This is a genomic window from Pseudomonas sp. TE36184, assembly GCF_054060055.1.
Map to the genome: position 1 here is coordinate 1,248,046 of NZ_JBSSCU010000001.1, position 23,837 is coordinate 1,271,882.

16 protein-coding genes and 8 pseudogenes are annotated in these 23,837 nt (G+C 53.3%); 10 read left to right on the top strand and 14 right to left on the bottom strand.

Going from position 1 to position 23,837, the window contains the following annotated elements; translation table 11 throughout:
* Positions 1-145: 145 nt before the first annotated feature.
* Both ACVWZP_RS05565 and ACVWZP_RS05570 read left to right on the top strand, forming a co-directional pair.
* Positions 146-389 (top strand): annotated as a pseudogene (locus ACVWZP_RS05565) (transposase); the annotation flags it as partial.
* Positions 388-1,075: pseudogene (locus tag ACVWZP_RS05570) on the top strand (IS630 family transposase); the annotation flags it as partial. The pseudogenes ACVWZP_RS05565 and ACVWZP_RS05570, both read left to right, overlap by 2 nt.
* Positions 1,076-1,634: 559 nt before the next feature.
* Here the strand turns inward: ACVWZP_RS05570 and ACVWZP_RS05575 are convergent.
* From ACVWZP_RS05575 to ACVWZP_RS05605, 7 genes and pseudogenes are all read right to left on the bottom strand, one after another.
* Positions 1,635-2,660: pseudogene (locus ACVWZP_RS05575) on the bottom strand (IS110 family RNA-guided transposase).
* Positions 2,661-2,719: 59 nt separating this feature from the next.
* Entirely contained in the window at positions 2,720-3,565 is an 846-nt protein-coding gene (locus ACVWZP_RS05580) for a hypothetical protein (protein ID WP_457369515.1), read from the bottom strand.
* Positions 3,566-3,869: 304 nt separating this feature from the next.
* A pseudogene (locus tag ACVWZP_RS05585) lies at positions 3,870-3,989 on the bottom strand (transposase domain-containing protein); the annotation flags it as partial.
* A 946-nt stretch (positions 3,990-4,935) separates the two neighbouring features.
* On the bottom strand, positions 4,936-5,118 hold the full coding sequence (locus ACVWZP_RS05590; protein ID WP_457369516.1) for a carbon storage regulator: 183 nt from the start codon (positions 5,116-5,118) through the stop codon (positions 4,936-4,938).
* Positions 5,119-5,690: 572 nt separating this feature from the next.
* A pseudogene (locus ACVWZP_RS05595) lies at positions 5,691-6,149 on the bottom strand (transposase); the annotation flags it as partial.
* Positions 6,150-6,429: 280 nt separating this feature from the next.
* A pseudogene (locus tag ACVWZP_RS05600) lies at positions 6,430-6,717 on the bottom strand (IS3 family transposase); the annotation flags it as partial.
* A gap of 175 nt (positions 6,718-6,892) precedes the next feature.
* Positions 6,893-7,285: pseudogene (locus tag ACVWZP_RS05605) on the bottom strand (transposase); the annotation flags it as partial.
* Between the two features lie 185 nt (positions 7,286-7,470).
* Between ACVWZP_RS05605 and ACVWZP_RS05610 the strand changes: the two are divergent.
* Positions 7,471-7,733, top strand: a pseudogene (locus tag ACVWZP_RS05610) (IS5/IS1182 family transposase); the annotation flags it as partial.
* 152 nt (positions 7,734-7,885) lie between these two features.
* Here the strand turns inward: ACVWZP_RS05610 and ACVWZP_RS05615 are convergent.
* A complete protein-coding gene (locus ACVWZP_RS05615; RefSeq protein ID WP_457369517.1) occupies positions 7,886-8,812 on the bottom strand; it encodes a hypothetical protein in 927 nt (308 codons plus the stop codon).
* Positions 8,813-9,364: 552 nt separating this feature from the next.
* Here ACVWZP_RS05615 and tnpB point away from each other — a divergent pair.
* Complete coding sequence (tnpB, locus tag ACVWZP_RS05620; RefSeq protein WP_457369518.1) at positions 9,365-9,562, top strand: IS66 family insertion sequence element accessory protein TnpB; 198 nt, start codon at positions 9,365-9,367, stop codon at positions 9,560-9,562.
* 395 nt (positions 9,563-9,957) lie between these two features.
* On the opposite strand, the gene ACVWZP_RS05625 is transcribed toward tnpB, so the two are convergent.
* A complete protein-coding gene (locus ACVWZP_RS05625) occupies positions 9,958-10,830 on the bottom strand; it encodes a DNA-binding protein (protein ID WP_457369519.1) in 873 nt (290 codons plus the stop codon).
* Positions 10,831-10,917: 87 nt separating this feature from the next.
* Between ACVWZP_RS05625 and ACVWZP_RS05630 the strand changes: the two genes are divergently transcribed.
* Together ACVWZP_RS05630 and ACVWZP_RS05635 are read left to right on the top strand one after the other, a co-directional pair.
* The gene (locus tag ACVWZP_RS05630) at positions 10,918-12,057 is read left to right on the top strand and encodes a site-specific integrase (RefSeq protein ID WP_457369520.1); all 1,140 of its coding nucleotides are present in this window, start codon (positions 10,918-10,920) and stop codon (positions 12,055-12,057) included.
* A 458-nt stretch (positions 12,058-12,515) separates the two neighbouring features.
* Positions 12,516-13,718, top strand: coding sequence for a hypothetical protein (locus ACVWZP_RS05635; RefSeq protein WP_457369521.1), 1,203 nt, complete (start codon positions 12,516-12,518; stop codon positions 13,716-13,718).
* A 47-nt stretch (positions 13,719-13,765) separates the two neighbouring features.
* Here ACVWZP_RS05635 and ACVWZP_RS05640 read toward each other — a convergent pair whose 3' ends face one another.
* The 5 genes from ACVWZP_RS05640 to ACVWZP_RS05660 form a co-directional block, all read right to left on the bottom strand.
* The gene (locus ACVWZP_RS05640) at positions 13,766-15,190 is read right to left on the bottom strand and encodes a TniQ family protein (RefSeq protein WP_457369522.1); all 1,425 of its coding nucleotides are present in this window, start codon (positions 15,188-15,190) and stop codon (positions 13,766-13,768) included.
* Positions 15,191-15,192: 2 nt separating this feature from the next.
* A complete protein-coding gene (locus ACVWZP_RS05645) occupies positions 15,193-16,179 on the bottom strand; it encodes an ATP-binding protein (RefSeq protein WP_457369523.1) in 987 nt (328 codons plus the stop codon).
* 13 nt (positions 16,180-16,192) lie between these two features.
* Entirely contained in the window at positions 16,193-18,067 is a 1,875-nt protein-coding gene (locus tag ACVWZP_RS05650) for a helix-turn-helix domain-containing protein (protein ID WP_457369524.1), read from the bottom strand.
* Positions 18,060-18,683 carry a hypothetical protein gene (locus ACVWZP_RS05655; protein WP_457369525.1) on the bottom strand — a complete coding sequence of 208 codons (624 nt, stop codon included), beginning with the start codon at positions 18,681-18,683 and terminating at the stop codon, positions 18,060-18,062. Before ACVWZP_RS05655 ends, ACVWZP_RS05650 begins: the two co-directional genes overlap by 8 nt.
* 622 nt (positions 18,684-19,305) lie before the next feature.
* A complete protein-coding gene (locus ACVWZP_RS05660) occupies positions 19,306-19,845 on the bottom strand; it encodes a hypothetical protein (protein ID WP_046489498.1) in 540 nt (179 codons plus the stop codon).
* A 372-nt stretch (positions 19,846-20,217) separates the two neighbouring features.
* Here ACVWZP_RS05660 and ACVWZP_RS05665 point away from each other — a divergent pair, with 372 nt between their 5' ends.
* The 4 genes from ACVWZP_RS05665 (at position 20,218) to ACVWZP_RS05680 (ending at position 23,829) form a co-directional block, all read left to right on the top strand.
* Entirely contained in the window at positions 20,218-20,613 is a 396-nt protein-coding gene (locus ACVWZP_RS05665; RefSeq protein ID WP_169881063.1) for a hypothetical protein, read from the top strand.
* A 101-nt stretch (positions 20,614-20,714) separates the two neighbouring features.
* Positions 20,715-21,158 (top strand): hypothetical protein, encoded by a 444-nt coding sequence (locus ACVWZP_RS05670; protein ID WP_108524111.1) that lies wholly within the window; start codon positions 20,715-20,717, stop codon positions 21,156-21,158.
* A gap of 265 nt (positions 21,159-21,423) precedes the next feature.
* Positions 21,424-21,696, top strand: a complete 273-nt coding sequence (locus tag ACVWZP_RS05675) for a heavy-metal-associated domain-containing protein (protein WP_128191422.1) — start codon at positions 21,424-21,426, stop codon at positions 21,694-21,696.
* Between the two features lie 267 nt (positions 21,697-21,963).
* Positions 21,964-23,829 carry a copper resistance system multicopper oxidase gene (locus tag ACVWZP_RS05680; protein ID WP_057004129.1) on the top strand — a complete coding sequence of 622 codons (1,866 nt, stop codon included), beginning with the start codon at positions 21,964-21,966 and terminating at the stop codon, positions 23,827-23,829.
* Positions 23,830-23,837: the final 8 nt, after the last annotated feature.

A 23,837-nucleotide genomic window follows, 5' to 3' on the forward strand; every position in this document is an offset into this window, starting at 1 on the left:
CAGCTGTATCGACTCTAGTTCAAAGCTCAAGCATTCGCCTGAAATTGTCACGTGCATTATCAGCTACAGATGCGGCGCCTGAACGGCCGAGTACAATCCGGCTGAAAATGGCAAAATCTCTGGACACCAATCGCCGAGCTTTTCAATGAAGCAAATGACCTTCGCCGATGCCGAGTACGCCGGTAAGCGCAAGCAGACCCGCAAGGAATTGTTCCTGATCGAGATGGATCGGGTCGTACCCTGGAAGGGTTTGATTGCCCTGATCGAACCTCATTACCCGAAGGGCGAAGGGGGGGCGTCCGGCCTATCCTTTGATGGCGATGCTGCGGGTTCATCTCATGCAGAACTGGTTCGGTTACAGCGATCCTGCGATGGAAGAAGCGCTGTACAATTTGGGCCGCCAACGACATCAAACCGCATCTGAAACGCACCTTCAAACTGTCCAATGATCCTCACTTCGAAGAGAAATTTTGGGACGTTATCGGGCTTTATCTGGCACCGCCCGAGAAGGCGCTGGTGCTCTGCTGCGATGAAAAGAGCCAGGTTCAAGCCTTGCAGCGCACGCAACCAGGCTTACCCTTGGGCATCGGCCATATCCGAACGCAAACCCATGACTACGTTCGCCATGGCACTCTGACGTTGTTCGCGGCCATGGACTATCTCCAGGGGCGACTGATCAGCAGCATCGAAACACACCACCGGCATCAGGAGTGGTCGGCCTTTCTGAAAAAGATCAATCGGGAGAAAAGGCCTGCAACTGCATTTGATCGTGGATAACTACGCCACGTACAAGCATCCAAAAGTGAAAGCGTGGCTTGAGAAGCACAAACGCTTCCACATGCACTTCACCCCGACCTCCAGTTCGTGGATGAACATGGTTGAACGCTTCTTTCGCGATATCACGGTGTACCTGCGTGACGGCAGTTTCAGTTCGGTTCGCGAACTGGAAAGCTCGATCACCACGCTCCTGGCACTGCGAAATGCGCAGCCGACTCGCTACGTCTGGAACGCCAAGGGGGAAGATATTTTGAACAAGATACAGCGAGCCCGTGAGGCAATGGCCTCACAGGCATGAGGAGCTTTATTTGTGAGACAGCACACTAGCTTCACTCTTACAGCAGGATCACCGCCCTCAATCTCAAGTGCACCAGAGTCGAGTTCGAATCGATTCTGAAAATCGCATACCCTTTGACCGTCGTAGACTAACCCTCCACCTCTGACGAACACTCAAATGAGGGTTTGCTATGGAATTGCTATTAGGCGGATCGGCAGTCACTCACTCGCTCCACATGCAATAAATACGTGGAAACGTTAAATTAGGTAACTTATTGATTTATGAAAGGTAAATCACATGTAACTGTTAACAAGGCTCCGGAACTGATGGTCACCCCCATTTTTGCAAAACTGATTAACGAGGGGTGTGGTTGGCTTGCTTAAATCTATCCGGCGTCTGTTTGGGGCGTGTCCCCGCGCCACGATGAGAGTCGCGCCCGACGAGCCTTAAAAATGCCTCGGCTTCTGAAGCCGATTTTTATGTCGGGATCTTCGTCAGGCCGGTTTGCCGCTCACATCATCGGTTGTTCAGCTTTCGCAAAACCTGAAGGGTGAGTCGTGGTACTGCAACAACCGCAGGGTCAGGCGTTCAAAGCGTCTGGCCCTGCTTCATATTGCGTATGGTGTGCGTCGCGATCGCCCAAACGATACGCGCCAGTTTGTTAGCCAAGGCACAGGCCACGACATTTGAATGTCGTCGACTGAGCAAGGTTTTAACCCAGTCAGCCAGAGCGCCTTTCTGGTGATCCAACCTCTGCATATAGACCCTGGAACATTGCACCAACAGTTGTCGCAGGTACTTGTCACTCCTCTTGCTGATCCCCAGCAAATTGGCCTTGCCGCCCGTGTTGTACTGCCTGGGCACTAAGCCAACGGAGGCAGCAAAGTCCCGACTGCATCGGTACTGCTTGCCATCGCCCATCTCCACAGCCAGCAGGCTGGCGGTGATCGGGCCGACACACGGCATGCTCAGCAAACGACTACCCAGATCATCGTCGGCCAGTTGGCCCGCCAGTTCTTTATCCAGCGCTTTGATTTGCTCATCCAGATAGACGAAGTGATCGTGCAGGCGCTGCTAAGACCGTCAGACGAACGGGCAATTCGTGCTCGGCCAAAACGTTCGCCAAACGCTTCATGATGGCCAATCCCTTGGGCAGGCTGACCCCAAACTCCAGCAGAAAACCGTGTATCTGATTAGCCGTTTTGGTGCGGTCATGCACCAATGATTTGCGCATCCGATGCCGCACTGACAGGGTTTGCTGGGATTCGGTTTTAGGCGTAACGAAGCGCATGGATGGGCGGGAAGCGGCTTCGCAGATTGCCTCAGCGTCGACGAAGCCATTTTTGTTGCCCTTGACGAAGGGCTTAACGAACTGCGGGGAAATCAGCTTGGCCGTGTGTCCCATTGCCGCCAACTGGCGAGCAACGTAGCGCAACCCCGCACAGGCCTTCATCACCACAACACAGCTCGGCACATTGCCGAAAAACTGCATCATCTGCGCCCGTGAGCATTTTTTGCGAAACACCTCGCGGCCCGACTTATCCTGGTCATGCAGGTGGAAAGTATGTTTGCCGAGATCGATACCGACCAATGCTAACTCGCTCATGATTAAGGTCTCCGAAATAAAAAACACCCTGTGAAAGCGTAGCCCTCACAAGGTGCCGGTTACCCGATGAAGTTTATCGGAATATTAGGATTAAGTATTTTCAAACGTTCTAAAGCAAGCTTAAGATCCTCTCTGATTAGAGGATTTCCATCACGCCACTCGACCTCATCGTGAGGCATGACCAAAATCTCTTTGACTGTGACAGCCTTGGTCTTCGCCATGCCGGCATGAATGTGCACCCCCTCCCTTCCCGCAATTATTATTTCAGAATACTGGGAGTTCGGGTTTGCGCGTTGATCCCTGAGGATGGCCTGATATGGCCGAACATCAAGATAGGTTCCTTTAGGTAGGTTAACTGGCGCATTATTTCTTGGGATGCCCTTAAGGATGGCATTTGATAATGCCCCCTTGCTTTCAATGGATTGCGAGGCCTCTCCCCCCCCCCTTCGCATACCGGCATGATTATCAAACCATACATCATAAGGAAAAGTGCCAATTATGTTTGAGGGAGAGAGCTCAAGGACAAACGCAATCTCCCCAATAGTTGTAGGATGAGCCACAGAAAATAATCTACGAGCGCTGTCAAAGTAACGGATACTGGTTTGATCGCGGCGAGAAATAAGACTTGCACTTATTGCATCCCACTCCGAAAAGCATTTCTCTGCGCTCTCGCTAAGCAACTCTGAGTCCGCATGAAGCCCAAGCCTAAGTGTATGCACCAAACTTAAATCGGATGGCAATTTTTTCCAACTTAATAGTGCCTGATAATTTTCAACGGCACTCTTATCCCCCCTAAGCAGCGCTTGCGTAGCTACAGAGTTTTCTGTCATTTCGGCAGGAACCGGACTTCCAATATCTTTCTTTTTCAACCGTTTTTGTGGCTTAGCCCCCTCGCGCTTGTACATATTTTCTCTCCTGATTCAAAATTTTTGCCCGAAACCTATCCCGTCCGCATTTAGTAGTGTAGTACGTGATATGCGTCCGCGCGTTTATAGTGGCGTAATGAAGCCGGGCACGCATTTAGGCAAAATGCTCGCCAGATCGAGGTGCCGGATGATCAAACAAGGTCGTGTGTTTTCAGCTGAATTCGGAGGCGAGGCTGCAGACCTCGTACTCAAGTAAAACGTATGCGATCCATAAACCCCGCCCCCCCCCCCAAGGCGGGTCAACCGTCTACTGTGGCATCTCCGGCGAGCAGTTCCACGGCAACTACGCTTCGTAATCTTCGACCGACGCGGCATACGGCAACCGCTTTAGTACGTGACGCAGCCACATATAGGGCTCTTGGCCGTTAAGCTTGGCGGTCTCGACCAGACTGTAGACCTGAGCCTCGCAGCCCATCGCTCCGCATTGCAAGCTAGCTGCATGCCACCTTCGAGGTGTGTGATGTGGATGAGTTTACTAGTTCCAAACCTTTTGATTGTGTGATCGGGCGCTACGTCATCCTGCATCAGGCCGATCAGGTGAACTTCATTCGTAAAGCGGCGAGCTTGACCAAACCTGGCGGTGCGTTAGGCTTTCACGAAATATTACTGCTCGATCCAGTGGTAGAATCTCATCCCTTGGCCCTCATGTGGAACCGAGCCGGGGACTGGATCGTTGCGGCCATACGGGCATCGGCGCCCGCATCAAGATTAGTGAAGTGCTTCTCCGACGCAAGGCTGGCCCCGCCCAGCCTTTTTTTTGCGAGCGACCTATCGGTGGCGGGGAGCAATCGCTCCTGTATCACTAGGCGCTTGAGGGCGTGCGCGGTGTTTACCCCACCTAGTGTGCACGGGAGTGATCTCGGAGGACGCGGGAGACTTGCGCACCTTTGTAAAGTCGGTTGAGAGCGGAAACAGTGAATGCCCGCGCACAACTTGTTAGGGTCGACACAAATTGGTGCCTGGACCCGGATCTGACTTGGCTGGCTCACGCCCCCCCCTAGGGAGAACTAGGCCCTTGGCCGAGCCAGTGGACTGGGAACTGGCGGAGCGCAATGATTGTGCCCGCACCTTCAGCTGTATGCGGTAATTTTTCATGTCCGGACCACGGGGCGGGGAAGCTATTCCTACCTCGCCCCATGAAGAACGGAAATAAGACCCGACCAGCCACATACTGATATTGATACAAACGAGTGAGCGCCCAGGTAAAGTTGCGCTCTTGGACACACCTCCAGATTATGACAGGCTATATGCCCTGGCGTTACAGTGCTGCGTGAAGCGCAGAGCCATTATGCCGTTGCGGACTAAGTCATTGGTTTGCCTTTCAGAAAAGCTGGCTACAACGGACGATGTTATTTAAGATCTCGCTCACTGTGATAAATTATTCGTTTAAAAAGCTCAGATCGAGTGATTGACACCTGTGGCGGCATAATAATTTCGAAGGTCGCAGAATCGCCATCAACTTTTTTTATTTTGATTTTTATATCATCGCCAATACGCAGGCACTCACCGGATCTTCTGGTAACGACTAACATTGCGCGGCTCCTTTTTGATAAGTCAGCGGATATTCAATTAACTTATCTCACAGCTCACCTAAAAAGTATCGAGGAAATTTCTCTCTTGCAGAGACCCTAATTGACTACAGTCTTGCGGAAGAATACTCCGCAGCAAGCTAAAATATTAGTCGAAGCCCCCTTGCAGCGAATTTTCTCGTGACTGCACGGAATATTCTGACACTGACAACTCTACCCATCATATTTGAGTAAGGTAGCGCAGCTCGTGGTTTATTTAAACTCATACAGCGCCTGTATATAGTTGCACTTAAATGTTTATGACGTGATCAATGCAGGGGAGGCAGGCGTTATCTGTTTTTTTGCAACACGTGCAGGCTGTATAGAACACTTAATACCCCCTCATGGCACGTCGGATTCTTTTTACTATCACCTGCTAGCTTATGCTTAGGAAGGTCTGAAGTAGTCAGCGATTTTTGATGCCATCCTTGGTTGGGGTTCAAAAAACGCTGGCTTGGTCAGAAATCAGACCTTTGCTGTTCTTAACTCATCGCTTCCCCCCTTGAGCAACGCCTTTTCAAGACTCTTTCCCCGCATTACAGGCGCACCTCTCCCGCAAGCAGCAGCCGTTTTCGCATCATCCCATCATCCACAGGTTCGACAGGGCAAATAGCGTGGCCTGTTGCGCGGTGTTTTTCATCAGGCCACGAAAGCGCACTTTCGTATAACCGAGCTGACGCTTGATGACCCGAAACGGATGTTCAACCTTGGCGCGTACTTGGGCCTTGGCGTATTCGATCTTGCGGACGACCAATCAAACTCTGTTTTCCGTACTTTTTGTAGCTGCTGGGGCGCGTCGCAATCGACCAGATCATCTGGCGATTCTGATGCTCAGGGCGCTTGTCCACGCCGGTGTAACCGGCATCACCAGACACGTAAGGCTCCTGGCCATGCAGCAACTGATCGACCTGCGTCACGTCCGTCACATTGGCCGCCGTGCCCACCAAGCTATGAACTAAGCCGGATTCGGCATCAGCGCCGATGCGCGCTTTCAGTCGGGTAAAGCGGGAGTGTTACCGCTCCTACCTTCCCCTAAGAACCGTACTTGAGAGTCATCCCTCATACGGCTCAAGCCTTCCAGCAGCCTGAGTGAGACTGGGCTACCTGACAATGCGCTCTTCGGCGCTCAAGGTAAGACGTCCATGCCGGGTCGAACGGGTTCGCTGCACTGGCTGCGGCAAAAGCCAAGCGCCATAACACTCGCCAAATCTGATGGCCGATCCACGCGAAACGCTTGGCAGCGACAACATGACGATGTGAATCGCCCCGGATTCTCTAGACACCTTGCAAGCTCATTGCGTAACGCTTTTCAAACTCTACCGGTGACAGTTGATTGTTGAAACCATGCCAGCGTTTTGCGTTGTAGAGCATCTCGATGTAATCGAACACATCACTACGAGCATCTTCGCGCGTGGAATAGATTTTCCGCTTGATCCGTTCCCGCTTTAGAAGCTGGAAAAAGCTCTCAGCCACGGCGTTGTCATGACAATTTCCTCGGCGACTCATGCTGGCAACTAAATTGTTCGCCTTCAAAAAGCTGCGCCAATCGGAGCTGCTGTACTGACCTCAAATTTGAGACGCAGTACTTCTCGAATCTTACGCATGGATAACCGCGCCACGACGACCTCTCTGCTTCGAAAAAAGAGGTCGATGGTAGTGAATTAATCCTGCGTCGCTGCCTGCCTTAAGGGTGGCCGGATGTGCGTGGAATGGGTGGCCGGATGGCCGTGGAACCCGCACCTCGGTCACCCAAATAGCCATTGATGACCTGCAAAATCCCGCCGGCCAACTCACGTTTTTCCAACAGACGCCGGAAGTTAAGGAGCGTGGTTTCGTCAGGAGTCTGATCCAGATGCAGCCCCGAAAACTGGCTCAGAATCGTGGTCGAGTAAAGTGCTTCTTCCGCCGCCGGATGGCTGCAACCTAAACAGTTCTGTATCAAATGAACCCGCAACATGGCCAGCAACGGATGCGCCGGACGACCACCGTCGCCCTTCGGATAATACGACTCGATCAAGGCAATCAACCCCTTCCAGGGCGCGACCAGATCCATCTCAATCAGGAAACGCTCGCGGCGTGTTTGCGTACGTTTGCCGGCGTACTTGGCATCGGCGAAGGACATCTGTTTCATCGGGGCTCAGCCGTTCAGTTCGTGTGAGGCATGTATTTCACCAGAGATGGAAGTCTTTTTCAGAGTTTCCTTAGGGAGTCTCCGAACAAGTCTTCAAATGTGCTGAAATACACCTGACCACCTGACCACCTGACCACCTGACCACCTGACCACCTGACCACCTGACCACCTGACCCGAGCTGCCCATGAGCCAGATGAGCTTTTCCGATTTAGAATACGCCGGCAAACGTACGCAAACACGCCGCGAGCGTTTCCTGATTGAGATGGATCTGGTCGTGCCTTGGACAGGTCTGTTGCGGCTGATCGAGCCCTTCTACCCCAGACCCGCGGCGGCAGAGAGCCCTATCCTCTGGAAACCATGCTGCGCATTCATATGCTGCAGAACGGGCTCCCCCTGAGCGACCCGGCGACGGAGGGAGCTCTCTACGAAATCACGCCCATGCGCCAGGATGGGAATGGGCGAGTTGCGGGTTTAATACGGGAAACCGGGCGACAACGCCCTTGACACACGACGCATCGTTAGGCTTTTTTGCAAAATAGTGCGGAATCTCGGGAAAGCTACAACTTGCCGCCGATGCGCGGCAAGTTAATCGGAGCATCCTAGATGAATGATATGGGCACGCCGGGATTATGAAATTTTACGGCATCAAGAGCAGTTTGTAGATTTTTATTTAGTATTGGGATGCCATTTTTCCACTGAACCTCTCCACTAGGTAAAATTAAAATCTCCTTAACCGTGACAGCCTTAGATGGCGATCGCCCTGGATGAATATATACCCCCTCCTTTCCGGTAATAATTATCTCGTTATGTTCGGCCCCTTCTCGCCTTTGTCCATCAAGAATGTCGAGATATGGTCGAACCTGAAGATATGTCCCGTTAGGAAGTTTCGCCTTGTCATTGTCTTTAGCAATCCCCCTGAAGATAGCGTTCGCAAGCGCGCCCTTATTAACAGGCAAGTTTTGTAGTTCATTTGGCACTTTTCGTATGCCCACATGATTATCAAACCACACATCATGAGAGAACGTCCCAATTATATTGGAAGGAGATACGTCAAGAACGAACGCGACCTCACCATAAGTTATCGTTTCGGAAGAACTATAATATCGACTCATTGTTTTTGCGTCAGCGTCGGACTCAAGGGTAAATATTGCTCCACCGCTTGAGCCTACAACATCGTAGAATGCTTTTTTATATGCGGAAATTGGTTTTTTTGAAAAGATTGCTTTTCTATCCTTGACATCAATAACACTCGCACTTATCGCATCCCATGATGACAAGCACTTGGTCGCATTTTCCTTAAGCAACTGTGAGTCCATATGGTATCCAAGGTGGACTGTATGCACTAATTTTATATCCGTCGGCATCACCTCCCAACTCTTTAACGCAATGAGGTTTTTATGAGCGCTACTATTTTTACGCAATAATGAGCTCACGACCTCTGAGTTTTCTGTTAGGTCAGCAGGCATTGGCTTTCCGATCGTTTTTTTCAACTGCCTCTTCGATAATGGACTTTTGCTCTTAAGCATGATCTCTCCGTCTTAAACTTTCAGCTTATATAGAGGCCAAAGATTAAATCTGTAAGAAAAAACAACTCCTTTCTTATTGCTTTACCATTAGAATCAAAAAATCCGCAATGCCCCAGCCACTCCTACCTATGGTGTGATTGTAGCATTCAGCGCAGGCCTGGCGCCCCTAATCTAATTAAAAACCAAACGCTGCACACAACCGTTAATTGGCGGTAACTGAAATCCATCGGTGATCACTGGCTAATGGCTTCAGGCGCCTACAGTTGCTCCGACCTCTGCCGCATGATTCGCTTGCTTCGACGCCACATCAAATTACAGTAAGGGATCCATGATCCCCACATTCCAAGCCCGAAATTGAAGCGTGATTCTGTGCCCCTGATTCTTCAGGAGCCAGTACACCATGATGCGACCGGTGCCAAAGTCGAAAAGGTCTATCTCTACCCCAAACCAGTGGATTTTCGAAAATTCATCGACGGCCTGGCTAAGCTGGATATAAACGTCGCGGTATTCGACCCGGTACTTTTTGTTTTTCTAAATCGCCACTGAACCCGAGTGAAAATCCTCTACTGGAAGCGCAACGGATTCTGCCTTTGGATCAAACGCCTAGAATCCGAACAGTTCAAAACATCGCCCGAGGCCACCGCCGAAGCCATCGTTTTGAACGCCCAGGAATTGAACTGGTTGCTCGACGGTTTTGACCTCTGGCGCAACCGTCCGCATCAGGTTATGACTCCACGATCTGTCGCCTGACGGTTATAATCCGGACATTGTGCGACACGAAACCGTGTACTCACTATCAAAGGTTAACAATTGAGTGCATGTCGCAACTCTGAGCCTCATTGCTCAGCCCTGCTTTATGGGGTACCGAGCCTGATGTGTATTCATCAGCTCACTAGATCGGCATGCGTCGGGAGCTAATATTGGTGTGTGAAGCCCGATCAACAATGTCCCTCCCGCAAGAGCGTTCAGACCGGTAACGGGATGTGCGGGACAACCGAGTTGCGCGGTAGTGCGGGGCTAGTACTGCGCCTAACGTTTTCAAGCGGTAGTCGTCCTTAGGCTGATGCTTTCCGACACAGCCCAACTACCAATCGTGACTACTTCATCCCGCCAGGCGCCGTATATGAAGACATGGCTTTGTGTACCTACTTCACAGGCTTGGGCTCGGGCTTTTTCCTCGCTCGCGCCCTGCGTTCGCTGACCGGCGATGAGCGCAGCTGTACTAACTGCTCCTTCAGCGTGTCGCCACGAGCCTGCTGTGCCGCGGCGTTTTGCAGTGCTTGACTCAGCGCAGCTTGCGCACCTTCAATCCTCTGCTGCAACTGCCCAAGTTGGTTGCCCGCCTCCCTCACTTGGCCGTTCATGCGCTTGATCTCTTCCCGGGCACGATCGACTTCACGGTATGCACGATCCTCGACCCCACGCACGTAGACTTCCTGCGCGGCGCGCTCCTGCTCGGCCTTGAGTCGTAACTCCTGCAGTCCTTGCTGCAAGATCAGGCTCCGTTGCTGTGCGTCACTGCGCTCCCGCAGCAGGCTGTCGCGCTGTTGCTGTAGGTCATGAATCTGCGTCTCACGCTGCTCAAGAAGCAGCTCCAGATCCGCTAAGCGAGTCTCGCTAACTTGCTGTGCCGCCTGTGCGGCCATCGCATGTTGCCGAGCGAGCGCGGCGTCCCGACGAGTCTGGTCCTCGACGGCGACGACTCGCTCGCGCTCGGCGGCCAGGACCTGACGTTGTTCGGACACCCCCTGCTCAGCCACACCCTGTGCCAGATGGATCGCCTGTTGCCACACGGCGACAAAGGCCTGTGACACTTCACCGGGCAATGTCGGCAAGCGATTCTCACCGCTCAGCCGTTCTGCCAAGCGTATCCACCATTGATCAAGCAATCCACCAATCCGGGCCGGGCTCCCACGCCCCAGATGCAGGCGAACACGCTCTACCGTCGGTCGTTCACCCCGGGCCAACACTGCGTCCGCGGCGGCAAAAACGTCGTGTTCTGGCACCCCTACTGCCATGGCTTATCTCCCGGTATATTAGGTCTGATAATTAAATGTTATCCGACATTATAAAATCGAAACTCAATTAATAATACGTTGAACGTAATGAATAATACAGATGCACTGCAACCCTTGATCGACGCTCCATTGGCGCTGCACGAACTGGCCGACAGTACCCGTGCCGCCGCTGAGGCCTTCATCGCCGCCGGTACGTCCCCCAATACCGTGCGCAGCTACCAAAGCGCCCTCACCTACTGGTCCGCCTGGCTGCGCCTGCGTTACAGGCGCAGGCTCGGAGACACCCCCCTGCCGCCGGAGGTCGCCGTGCAGTTCATCGTCGATCACCTCGCCCGCCCGCAGACCGATGACGGCTGGAGCCACCTACTGCCCGCAGACCTTGATGCCGCCCTGGTCGCGGCTAGGGTCAAGGGCAAGCTTGGCCCTCTGGCGTTTAGTACGGTCAGCCATCGCCTCGCCGTCTTGGCCAAGTGGCACCGTTTGAAGCATTGGGACAATCCGACCGAGACGCCGGCGGTGAAGACCTTGTTGCGTGAAGCGCGCAAGGCCCAAGTTCGCCAGGGGGTGGCACGGCGCAAGAAAACTGCCGTGGTTCTGGAGCCATTGCAGGCGATGCTCGCCACCTGCACCGACGGTGTACGCGGCGTGCGCGATCGTGCACTGTTGCTACTGGCCTGGAGTGGTGGTGGTCGACGCCGCTCGGAAGTGATTGGCCTGCAAATCGAAGACCTGCGTCGCCTGGATGCCGAGACCTGGCTCTACACGCTCGGGGCGACCAAGACCGACACAGGCGGCGTAAGTCGAGAAAAACCGTTACAGGGGCCGGCAGCTCAGGCGCTCTGCGCTTGGCTTGCGGCGGCACCCGCCAGCAGCGGCCCGCTGTTTCGCCGCCTGTACAGAGGTGGCCGGGTCGCACCACACGGCCTGTCCGGCGACCAGGTCGCGCGGATAGTCAAACGCCGTGCGGCTATGGCAGGTCTTGACGGGGACTGGGCAGCGCACAGTCTGCGCTCAGGCTTCGTCACCGAGGCAGGACGCCAGGGCGTGCCGCTCGGTGAGGTGATGGCGATGACCGAGCACCGCAGTGTCAGCACGGTGATGGGCTACTTTCAGGTCGGTTCGCTGCTGGGCAGTCGGGCCAGTCAATTACTCTCCGATCCATCAATAGCGGCTGCGCAGCCTGATGAGGCGGCGTCGGTGGTGACACAGAACGATCAGATGCCCTAACGCCACCCAGTCCATGCATCGGGCTGCAACACGATCGACGCACAGCTCCCCGCGAAGTACGCGCGCTTGAGCCCCATCGCGCTGGCCGGCAAATGGCCGAGCCGCTCGCAGTTAGCGCAACCTCTCGCAGTCAACGCTCGCCACGATATTTGCTAGGCTGTAAGCAGAGCGGCGTCGGGCACAGCGCAGGGAACCCTACCGAGCGTCAGTGTACTCAACAAGTGACCAGGGACGGCGCCGCATGGCCGTTGTGGGATGCCTCAGGGACTCTTGGGACGTTGCCAAGCGGCGGCTGCGCTTCTAGCTGGAGCGCGTCACCGAGCCCGCAGACAGGCGCGATGATCGCTCCCCCCCGCCTCCAGATCAAGGCGCCGCGCTTGATCAGCGCCTGGAGAAGCCGCGGAACTGGAAGCCCCCGTGTACGATTCATCCATGATGATTGCTTGTCGGAGCAGCCCATGGCAATACTGCAAACAATATATTTCATCCCCAGTTTGGGTTCGGAACTCACCGATTTTCTACTGCGCACCATCCCCTTGCGCAGGCAGCGCAAAGTGGCGCGCTATCTGCAGCATGTCGACTTATGGTTGCGCCACACACAGTATAAATCGCTCAGTGATAGCCTGCTGCCGCTAGAGGCTTATGTGTATTTTTATCTTTCACATATCAGTGTCTACCCCGGACCGGGAAAGCCCGCAGAGCCTAGGAACTACTACCTGCCAGTACACATCGACGACTTGCTCATCAATCGTAAACTGAAGGGCTTGGGTCGATTGAGCAATCGCCAGGCCGCTTCCAGAATCGCCGCCGTCATGCGTTGGCAGGAACATCGATTCGGCATAAATCTAGACCCCCTGCGCTCCCAGATGAAGAAGCTCTACCGTCAAGCCGCCCACTTTGTCCGCACCCCTGAGCTCACAGCGCACGCAAAACTATACTCAGGCGAGAGCCTGGAACTGGTAAGCGACACCTGCCGGGGGCTGGACCTTTGGGTGAGGGATCTGGCTATGCTTCGCGTATTGCAAGAAACGGGATGCACCACCTCCGACCTCGCCGAAGCTCGCTGTGCTGATTTGATTTGCGAAGGCGTTGATTTCTGGTACCTCCAATTTGGTAATCAAAAAAAAGCCTTCCTGACTGACGGTACGGCCATGCTCCTGCAGGTGCTGCTCGGTCGGCATCATCACTGGGCCGCGTACCGCTGCAATCATGACCACTTGTTCAGCATGGGGGATGCTCAGGTTGAATTCACGATGGACGCTCATGAGATAGACACCGTCTTGGAGCGCCGCTATCGCTTTGCACTCATGGTGACGAGTGTGAACTGCGCTCGCGCAGTCGACCTTTACTGTCACGACGCAACCCCCTTTCCGAAGGGGTTTGTCAGTGAACGAACGGCAGTAACAACCCCCGATGATGCAGTCACAAGAGTTGTTAATCTCCAGTTTGCACCTGAAGTTGACAATGGGCTGACGCATAGGTCATCGACAGCGCTGGATGATCAATATTGCTACGTAGATTGGGATGCCGCGATCCGTAATTCAACAATGGCTTCGGACGCTACGAAAGATAGAGGCCTTTCCGGCGTACCCGATCCCCTGTCGCATGTCAACTTCCGCAACGGTCGGGTCTTTATTACTGAAGACGATAACGACAACTGACCCGCGGTTGGTTGAAGGAAGCACTAGTTTCCTTAGACTGCGGGGGACTAATGTGACAGCGAAGCGACCGTCGCACGCTGTTCTGCAGCATTCATACACGGCCGACTCAGCTCAATGAGCGCGCAACGGGCACAAAAATGAAATGTACAAGTTGCGTCAGTGGCCAGCACCACCACTGCCCATGCAGCAGGGCCGACGGTACGGTGATAGACGACCTCGTTTGATTCGGTCGTGCCGGCACCGGGCTCGGGGGGTGACAATGATTGCAGTTGCCTGAGCATGAAGTAAGCGACCTCATGGGCCAGTATTTTCATTATCAGCCAGTGCTTTTCGGGCTTTCCGTCTAATAGCGTAAACACTTCGTGTGCCCGCTTGGAGTCAAGCCACGCTCTAAGCTTCCTGATTAGAGAGGGCCGCGCTTTCGAGCGCAAATCCGCTGGCGCCTGAACGTCATACCAAAAGCAAAGCCAGTCAAGATAGCTGGCCAACAGATAACCTGAACGGGGGATTTCACTCCCTTCAATGTTTCTCCACATTCCGGCCAACCGCCGGCTGCTCAGCCGGATGTCAGGCAGGAAGCGCTTTTTCATCTGCCGAAAGATACATTTCAGCGTAGGAACAAGCGCGGCGACCATCTCATCGTTCTGCACCTCCTCAATGGTCACGCGGCGGCCGATGTTGGTTGTCCGGTAAAAGCCAACCCCGGGTCTGCCCTGCCCTACGGTAACCCAGCGTTGAACTTCTTTGAACAGTGCACGTTGGCGCACTGCGAAATCGCGGGTGGCAGAGGAAAATTGCACAGCATTGTCGAAATAGACATTGATAGGCTGACTGATATCAAAATAGATCTGTCGATCCCTGCCACGCTCAAAGATTCGATGCGCCAACATCAAGCGATTGAGCCCAGATCTATTAAGGTACGACCATCCACTGCTACTTCCTTTGCGCCGCAAGAGTCGGCCACAATGATGGCAAGCGTATGGCTCATGGAACAACCTACTGTTCAATGAATAATCCATGGCCCCACCACAGGTCCGGCAGGTTTGGGTCAACTCGACCTGATGGACTGGGCACTGCTGAATAAGCAGGTACTGGAAGATGGAATAATGCACACCACGCGCCAGGCACACTGGGCACACTCTTAACGTGGTGGCGACGTGATCACTGACTGACAGTGGCGACGGGACTAAAAAAAGAGCATCTCGTTGTGCGCCATTCAGGGTAAAGCATTCTTGGATCGCCGCCGGATTAACAGAAGCACTATGGGCAAGGTTTAGCCATCGACTACGTTTACGCCCCGCCGGGGTCTTTGGAGGGGCGAAAATCTTGACCACAGCATCGCCCCGGATAACGTTGTAGAGCGCAAACCGACTGAGAATAGAATAGGCAGACTCGTAAACCATGTACTCCGGAACGATCGGGCAGTACCTAGGTACAACGCTCAGCGTTTTCGTATCCGGGACAATAATCATCGTCAGGCGTTCTGGTCAGCAGCCTTGGTATTGAGCGTTGCGGCTAAAAACCATGATTCACGGATTGACCGCAAGCTGAACTCCTTGGTGATTGTATATTCCGGCTGATCTAGGTCCACACTGTCGCGCAGAATAATCTCTATGGTCTTACTGAAATATTGCATTGGAATCTCCATCTTGCTTTTCAGCTTCAGCTCCTGATAGCTAACACAAAAGGCATCCCACAAGATGTCCTTGACATGCGCCAGCCGAAAACCATTCGCATAGGCCTGTGGCACAAAGAATTTGGTAAACGTCCAGGAAGAATTGGCCGGATAGGGAGTGCTGTCAAAAAAGCCGAGGCAGGTCGCAAAGTCTTCTTTCTCGCGTATGCCGCGAAAAGGATGCTCGTAAAGCATGAATCTGTTGACGATGGCTTCACCTTCCACACCTGTCCTGAGGAATGTCTTTTTCTGGTCCAACAACTGCTGTTGCCCGACCAGAATTGGCAGCAGTATCACCCCTTTCAGCCTCAGATCATTGTAGATGTCTTTGATCCAGTCAAAATGCTGCTGCTGGAGTCGCTGAGCTTCATCCACAAAAAGAATGAAGACTTGCCGTGAGTCCTTGAGTGCTACTTGCTCCATGAAATTCACGAGCCGCAGATGTTTTTTCGAAATGCTGACATTGTCATTCCATTGCTTGTGGCCAACCACTGCCAGCAGTGAGTTATAAAAATTACCTTTGGTGGCAGACACTTCTCGCTTTGCGTTGTATATGACCACCGGAAAATCGGGAAAATCCTGGACCAGGCATTGCTGACAGTACAGCATCGCCCACGTCTTGCCGTAGCGAGTATGCCCCCAGATCACTAAACCCGAGTCTCTGCGCCGAATAACCTTGAGTACCAACGCGTAGGTCTCACCGATTGAGAATGTCGGTATTAAATAACGCTGGTTACAGACGGGATGAAGCTCAATCTCGATGGGTCGGGCATCTTGAATGTCCATTTGCAGCCCCTTGTTAGAAGGTGAACACTTTGAGAAGCTTTACTCGCTCATGTTGTGGTTCGGGCTCCACGGGCAGCGTAGTTTCTTCAACAGGCGGGGTTGAAGAAACTACCCCCGTATGCTTGTATAAACTCGTAGCACTCGCCCGGCTCATTTTGTTACCTTTTAGCTGAAATCTTCGGACTGCTTCAAGGAATGATTCATTATCCGAAAAGCGAAACTGACCATCCTTTACGGCCTTTGAAATCTCCGTTTGCAATTTGTAGCTGTGCGCCGTATTGGAGTAAGGTGGCGGCGGTGTAAGTACGCCAACAAACTTTCCAAACTCATCCAACAAATTGATCGAAGATACGTCTCTACGCGAATATTCAATGATCATCTTTTGCCCTGCTGAATTACTGCGCAGCACGTCCGGATTTCGATATTTTTGGTAGGCGAAGTTGATGAAAGCCCCCCCATATTTTGCATTGGTCTTCACTGTCTTGATCTCACGAGCTTTCGTGAAAGCCGCCTCATGCTGAAAGCGGACAGGTAAAGTGTTCGGCGGCAGCCCTCTGGCGGCCAGGCGCGATAGGTAGAGATCTAGGGGCGCGTGACTCTGAATAGCAGAATGGGGCCGACCGTTATAATCAGAGATCACTATGTCTAACGCGCTCTCCAACTCATCGAGAGTCAACAGCATCTTCAGCGGTTTTTTTGATTTTGGCGATAAGCGCGTTTTTATTTCATCTTGGGACTCACTGCCTGTGGTGCCAATCACTCGATGAGAAAAATTTTGAACCAAGTAGAGGAAAAAACGCTCTACGATAGGGCGGTCATTTGGAGTATGCGGCCTGCCAAACTCAACCACGCAACCCAACCTGTCCGTCAATACCTCAATTACCTGCTTTGCCTTGTGGGCCCATGCGTTGTCCAGTTTTAATGTGGACCAAGTCTGCCAAGCACCGGCCGCTTCTGAGGGGAACCCTCCCTGATCGTGATAACGTGTGTTTGGTATACAGACAGGTGGTCGGGTGTGCGGACTCAGTGAACGGTAGATTGCCGTTAGCAGGTCCACCTGATCATAGTTATGCCCTAACGCCAATGAGTAACCCAGTACACACCGTGAAAACTTATCAATTAGGCAAATTAGCCAGCCCCTGAGAATTTCATATTCTACCGGCTCTCCGTAAGCATCCACCTCACGAATGACCAGCCGAATGTCCAGTTTATGCCCATCGGCTTCAACTTGCTCTAAAATATCAGAGGGGTCGATATCACGGGCATTCTCATTGGCTGCGTAGGATTGTAACTCTTGCTCCGCCCGTAACTTCTGATGCTTATCCAGCAGCCATTTTCTCAACCCACTAATAGCTTCAGTCTTCTGGTTCAGTGGATATTCATCTTCTGCCACGCCACACTCAATACACTTTCGCACGAACGCTTTATGGATTGCTATGAAGTAGTCACCGCCAGATTTTCTGGGTTTATATTTACTTGCTTGCGCCTTCAACCAATCCGCCAAATCTTGATGTTGTTCGACTAGCTGAGTAAAAACTCCAGAGTACCCCTGGTGGGGTGGCGAGCCAGCGGGAACTGTCCGACGGTACTTCTTTTCACCACTGCGCTTATAGGGAATTGCGGCCGCCCAGCCAGCCGGACTTCCGTTCTTATCAAGCTCTTCGCATCTCTCTATCGTTCGATAGAGTGTCGAACGGGGTATGCCGTATTTTACTTGAATTTCTTCAAGCGAGGCGCCCTCCTTTAAGAAGGCACGGATCGCGTTGATCCGGTTCTCTGTCTGGGCTCGAATGCTGTCCGGTAAAACCGTTAAGTCAATTGAGGCCCAGCGGTCGCAGTCATAGCCTTCGCGTACACGCTCTGATCTAGAAAATCGCTGTTCACTCATGCGGTGCGTCTCCATGGCTCAACAGGGAGGCGCCACTTAATTTAGTCGAGCCTAAATTTTTAACGGTCAGATGTCCCCTTCTGATCAATTCAAACACTAGCGCTGCGCCTTTCTCTGGAAATTCCTGCTCGACTGCCTGCATGGCATCGCTCAACGATAGGTCCTGGCGAGGGAGGCGCTTCAGGGTGCCTCGTAGATTTCGCGCCGTAAGTGACTCCCTGTGTTTGTTTATATACGAAAGCATGAGCAGATAGTTTTCGTAACGCGCGTGATCAGATTTCAAATACTTGGAATCTAAAACTTCGCACAGGAAACCATTATCGTCAGCATACTTTTGAATCTGACTCGGCGGACAATTACCCAGGCAGAGCTTGGAGAATACCAGGACTGAAGAGTGCCTGCTTTCGAAAGCAAGAGCCACTGGAACGCTTCCCTCGGCGAGGTGGATCAACCGTTGGTTAACGCTCACCTCTTTCACCCAGGGGTCAAACTCTATCTCGGCAAATCGCCACAACGTCGGCCGACAGAACAAGCTAACTTTCTCATTCTGCTTATGACTAAATACGACAAACTCTGGCGCGCCTGCTGGTCTTGAAGAATGTGAAAGTGGATCCATGCTCTAGCCCTTGGATTTCCCCATAAAACTCATTGGCCTACAAAGTTTCAAAATTACGCACAAGCTACGGAGTTTCAAAATTACAGTAGGAGTATGGGCGGGGAGCCACTTATTGTTATATTATTTGGGTATAAAAAAGCTATTTTGCATCGCTTCAAGTGCTGACTGGCAGGAAGAGATACACTCAAGGGGAGCGTTTTATAGTCAAGCGCCCTAAAAGTAATGTAATGGAGATATTTTAAAGGAGGTAGATCTATAGATAGAAAGTTTCAAATTTTAAAAGTTTCTATTTTTCAATATCGCAAGCATTTCCACTTACCCCTAGTCGCTTTTCCACAAAACCCCGTTTGCTGAAAAATCAGCGCTGTTGGCGCTCCATCCTCACACCCGCCCTTAGGTCGCCCTGTCACGGAATCTCCGTTTCCGTATCTGAAGCTTTGGTGACTGGTTAGCACCCAGTACGTCTGCTAAACGTAAATGCACCACGCAAAGATTCTAGCGCGGGTTCACCAATGACGCGGCCATTCATCCCATTCCCAATCTTTCCTCCCTACAGTCATTGGCGGCCTAGATGCTCAAGGATACTTCGCCGATACCGGCCTCTTTCGGCTTACGGCAGAAATTATTTACCTTGCACCACTCGAACATGTGCATGGCTGATGGCTTTGTAGACACGCATCAATCTTAAAAGCGGCCACCAGTCATATAGAAAAATCTGCAGCGGTCGCCACATTGCCACCCAGCCAACGATCATCAGGCTTTCGCGCGCTGTGCCGACTACAGCGCCAGTGCCCAGTTGACCAATGACATCGACTGCAATCAGGCAAAGGGTAACAAAGGCGATGCCGATCACCAGGCTGATGCGGCCATCTCGAAGGAGGTGTTTTAACTCACTGCGCGTGAGGCCTGCCTTATGATCAAAGTAATTGTGGATTGCCTCGATCATGATCGCACTTGGATCGCCCTCTGCTGGTAGGTGCTCAAGGTGGATTGTGATACGAAGCCGGCTGTCCGACGAAAATTCCGCCGCCCAAGTCTCAATGAACGCTTCAGCTTCGCGATCTAGATCCTTGTTAAGAAAAGGTGTCGGATCCATCGAGTTAAACAACTGCCCAAGCTCGCGTACTCGAAGTTGAAGGTGATGCTCTGGTTTTTTTCTCATGGCACTTACCGATTGTTATGCATTGGCAGTTTCGAGTTGCGCGACTCGCTTTCGCTGCGCCTCAGTCCTTACGCAGCGCTCTGATCGCCGCCGGCATCACCGTCAAACCCAAGCTCCCATTTAAACAGCCTGCCGATGAACCGCCGGCGAGGATGGCCAGCCTCCAAGAAAGCTGAGTTTAGTTTTGCCGAAATAAACCGACTCGGGGAGATTGCACTCTCGGAATCATGACCGCAGTAACACCTGCTTGCCGAGCAACCGCCTTGCTGCCCAAGCACCCAAAAACCCACTTACCTGATTGAGGTCAACTCTGCGACTGCCTGGGTGTCTACACTGAAACAAACAGGGTCTAACAGGCCCGTGGAGCACGTCATGTATTGGTTCCGTCATCACTACCGCAATCTTTTGCGACTCACCCTAGGGGTGTGGGTGTTGGCTGTGATCGTGACGGTATTTCACGGCTGCCTGGTGCAGCCGCAGCACAGCCTGAGTGCAACGCACGAGACTCCTTCCACGCTGCAACAGGTGGATGAACATGCGCTGCATGCCAGCGGCTGCCTTAAGCATTGTGCCGATGCAGCAAAGGCGATCAGTCCCACATCGCAGATCCCGACAGTGGATCTCGCCACTTTAGCGCTTGCCTTGCTGTTACCTGCGATGCTGCTGCTTAACCTCGCTCAAACAATAACCTTCGCTGCACTCGCACTGAAGCGCCCCGCTCCATCGGGGCCGCCAGCCCGCCTTATATTCGTCCGCTTCAACGATTAATTCGCCTTTCAGGGCGGTCACACCGTGGCCGCTCTGCGTCATTGCGCCGATTCGGCGCGGTTTAGTAGTCCCTGCTTATCTCTAAATATCCGGAGTTCACCATGCAAACACAATTGAAACTGGTTCTTGCCGCCATTTTGGCCAGCAGCGTCTTCATGGCTTCTGCCGAAGATGAGCATCACCCTGTCGACGCACCTGCCAGCGCAACGGCTGCCAGCGCACCGTCCGAGTCGGCGATGAATAAAGCGATGAGCGAGCAAATGCAGAAAATGCAGGCCGCTCATGACAAAGCCGCCGCCGCGAAGACACCAGCCGAACGGCAAGCAGCCATGCAAGAGGGCATGAAAACGATGAAGGACAGCTTGGCCATGATGAGTAAGCAGCAAGGTGCTGCTGGTTGTACGGGCGTGGAGATGGGCTCAGGCATGGGAATGTCTGGCTCCAAGGACGGTATGGGTATGGGTATGGGTAAAGGAATGATGGAGATGATGATGAAAATGATGGATCAGCAGTCGTCGATGATGGATATGCCAATGAAGAAGTGACGACCGCTATCCACCGAGGATTGCGGCGCTGGCAATGCAACGGCGGTGTCGCCATGGCCTGCATGGCTAGAGCGACACCGCCGTACTACTCGATAGCACTCCCTTAGGAGTACAAAATCACGATGGCCTGCGCCAGGCTTCCATTGATTGAGTGATAACGACCGCTTGACCTTGCCATGGCAGCAAGGTTGAAGATAAGCCAACGTCGCAGAAAAGCCGAATGCCTCAGCCTTCGCATGATGCATTTTGTTATGAGGAGTCACCGATGAAAACCGTTGAACTGCAAGTCCAGGGCATGAGCTGTGGCTCATGTGTCAAACACGTCACCGAAGCGCTGCGCCCACTTGAAGGCGTCAGTGACATAGCAGTGGATCTACAAGCTGGACGGGTGAAGGTCAGCGGCGATTCGGACAGCCATGCGCTGCTTTCAGCCCTGCAGGAGGCTGGCTATCCAGCACAGTTGGCGACAATGGAAAGCGTACCGAGTAAGAAAGCCTCGGGTTGTGGCGGGAACGGCGGCGGTTGCTGCTGTCGGTAAGCGATATTTTTAAACGGCAATTGATGACTACGTCAGGGCTAACCTGACACGGCCTATCACAACAAGACAACTCTATCGATGCTGCCCTATCGCAGCGCAGCCAAATTGCCGCCGCCAACCTGACGGAAATGTAATCACGCGCGGGCTGATGATGTGACATCTTGCTCGCAAAATGGCGGCTGGCACCGACTCTCTGAAGCGAGCCATGGCCCTACTGTGGCAGCGCTTTCGTATCTGCCTGGACTCCGACTGACTGGATACCCCTCGATGCATTCCAGAACATCAAGACGCACTTTCGTGAAAGCCTTGGCGGCAGGCGGGGTACTCGCAGGCTTTGGGCTGTGGCGCAGCCCGGTGTGGGCAATTACCAGTCAGGGGCAGCCGAATGTGCTCGCGGGCACTCATTTCGATCTGACTATCGGTGAAATGGGGGTGAACTTCACGGGCACGCCCCGCTCCGCCATGACCATCAACGGCAGCCTCCCCGGCCCGATACTGCGCTGGCGCGAGGGCGATACGGTGACGTTGCGGGTCAGGAATCGGCTCAAGGAAAACACCTCGATCCATTGGCACGGCATCATTCTGCCGGTGAACATGGACGGTGTACCGGGTCTGAGTTTTCACGGCATCGAACCGGGCGGCCTGTACGTTTATTCGTTCAAGGTCAAACAGAACGGCACCTACTGGTATCACAGTCATTCCGGGTTCCAGGAGCAGGTCGGCGTCTACGGCCCTTTGGTCATCGATGCAAAGGATCCCGAACCCTTCAGCTATGACCGCGACTATGTGGTGATGCTGTCCGACTGGACGGATGAAGACCCAGCGCGGGTCATGAAGAAACTCAAGAAACAATCCAGTTACTACAACCTGCACAAGCGCACCGTCGGCGACTTCATTGATGACGTCAGCAAGAACGGTTGGTCTGCCACCGTCGCGGATCGGAAAATGTGGGCTGAAATGAACATGAACCCCACCGATCTTGCCGACGTTAGCGGCGCCACCTACACCTACTTGCTCAACGGACAGGCTCCTGACAGCAACTGGACAGGCATTTTCAAGCCCGGCGAACGGCTGCGCCTGAGGTTCATCAACGGCTCGGCGATGAGCTACTTTGACGTGCGTATTCCTGGGCTGAAAATGACTGTCGTCGCCGCAGACGGGCAGTACGTGAAACCGGTGAGCGTCGATGAGTTCCGCATCGCCGTGGCCGAAACCTTTGATGTGATCGTCGAACCCACTGAAAATGCATACACCTTGTTCGCCCAGTCGATGGATCGCACCGGTTTCGCGAGAGGCACATTGGCTGTACATGAAGGGCTCTCGGCCCCTGTGCCGCCCCTGGATCCACGTCCGTTGATCACGATGAGCGACATGGGCATGGGGGATATGGCCGGCATGGATCATGGCGATATGACGGGTATGACCCAGGACTCGATGCAAGGCATGGAGAGTATGGATCACAGCCAAATGGCGGCCGGCGAGGACAACGGCATGCAGGGTATGACGGGCATGGACGGTGGATCGATGCAGAGCATGGATCACAGTCAGACGCCAGGCTCGGCAGACACGTCGGGGCACTCGATGCCGGGCATGAGCAGCATGGACTCGATGGAGCCCCACCCGGCCTCGGAAGCGAATAACCCGCTGGTCGACATGCAGACGATGAGTCCCACACCGAAACTCAACGATCCTGGCATGGGACTGAGAAACAACGGTCGCCGGGTGCTGACCTACTCAGACCTGAAGAGCACCTTCCAGGATCCCGATGGTCGGGAACCCAGCCGCACCATCACGTTGCACCTGACCGGACACATGGAAAAGTTCTCGTGGTCTTTTGACGGCGTCAAATTCGCGGACGCCGAACCACTTCATCTCAAATATGGAGAGCGCATCCGAGTGGTTCTAGTCAACGACACCATGATGATGCATCCCATTCATCTGCATGGCATGTGGAGTGACCTGGAGGATGAAAACGGTGATTTCATGGTTCGCAAACACACCATCGACATGCCGCCCGGCACCAAACGCAGCTACCGCGTGACCGCCGACGCCCTGGGGCGATGGGCGTACCACTGCCACCTGATGTACCACATGGAAATGGGCATGTTCCGCGAAGTCCGTGTACAAGAGTAGGAGCCAGA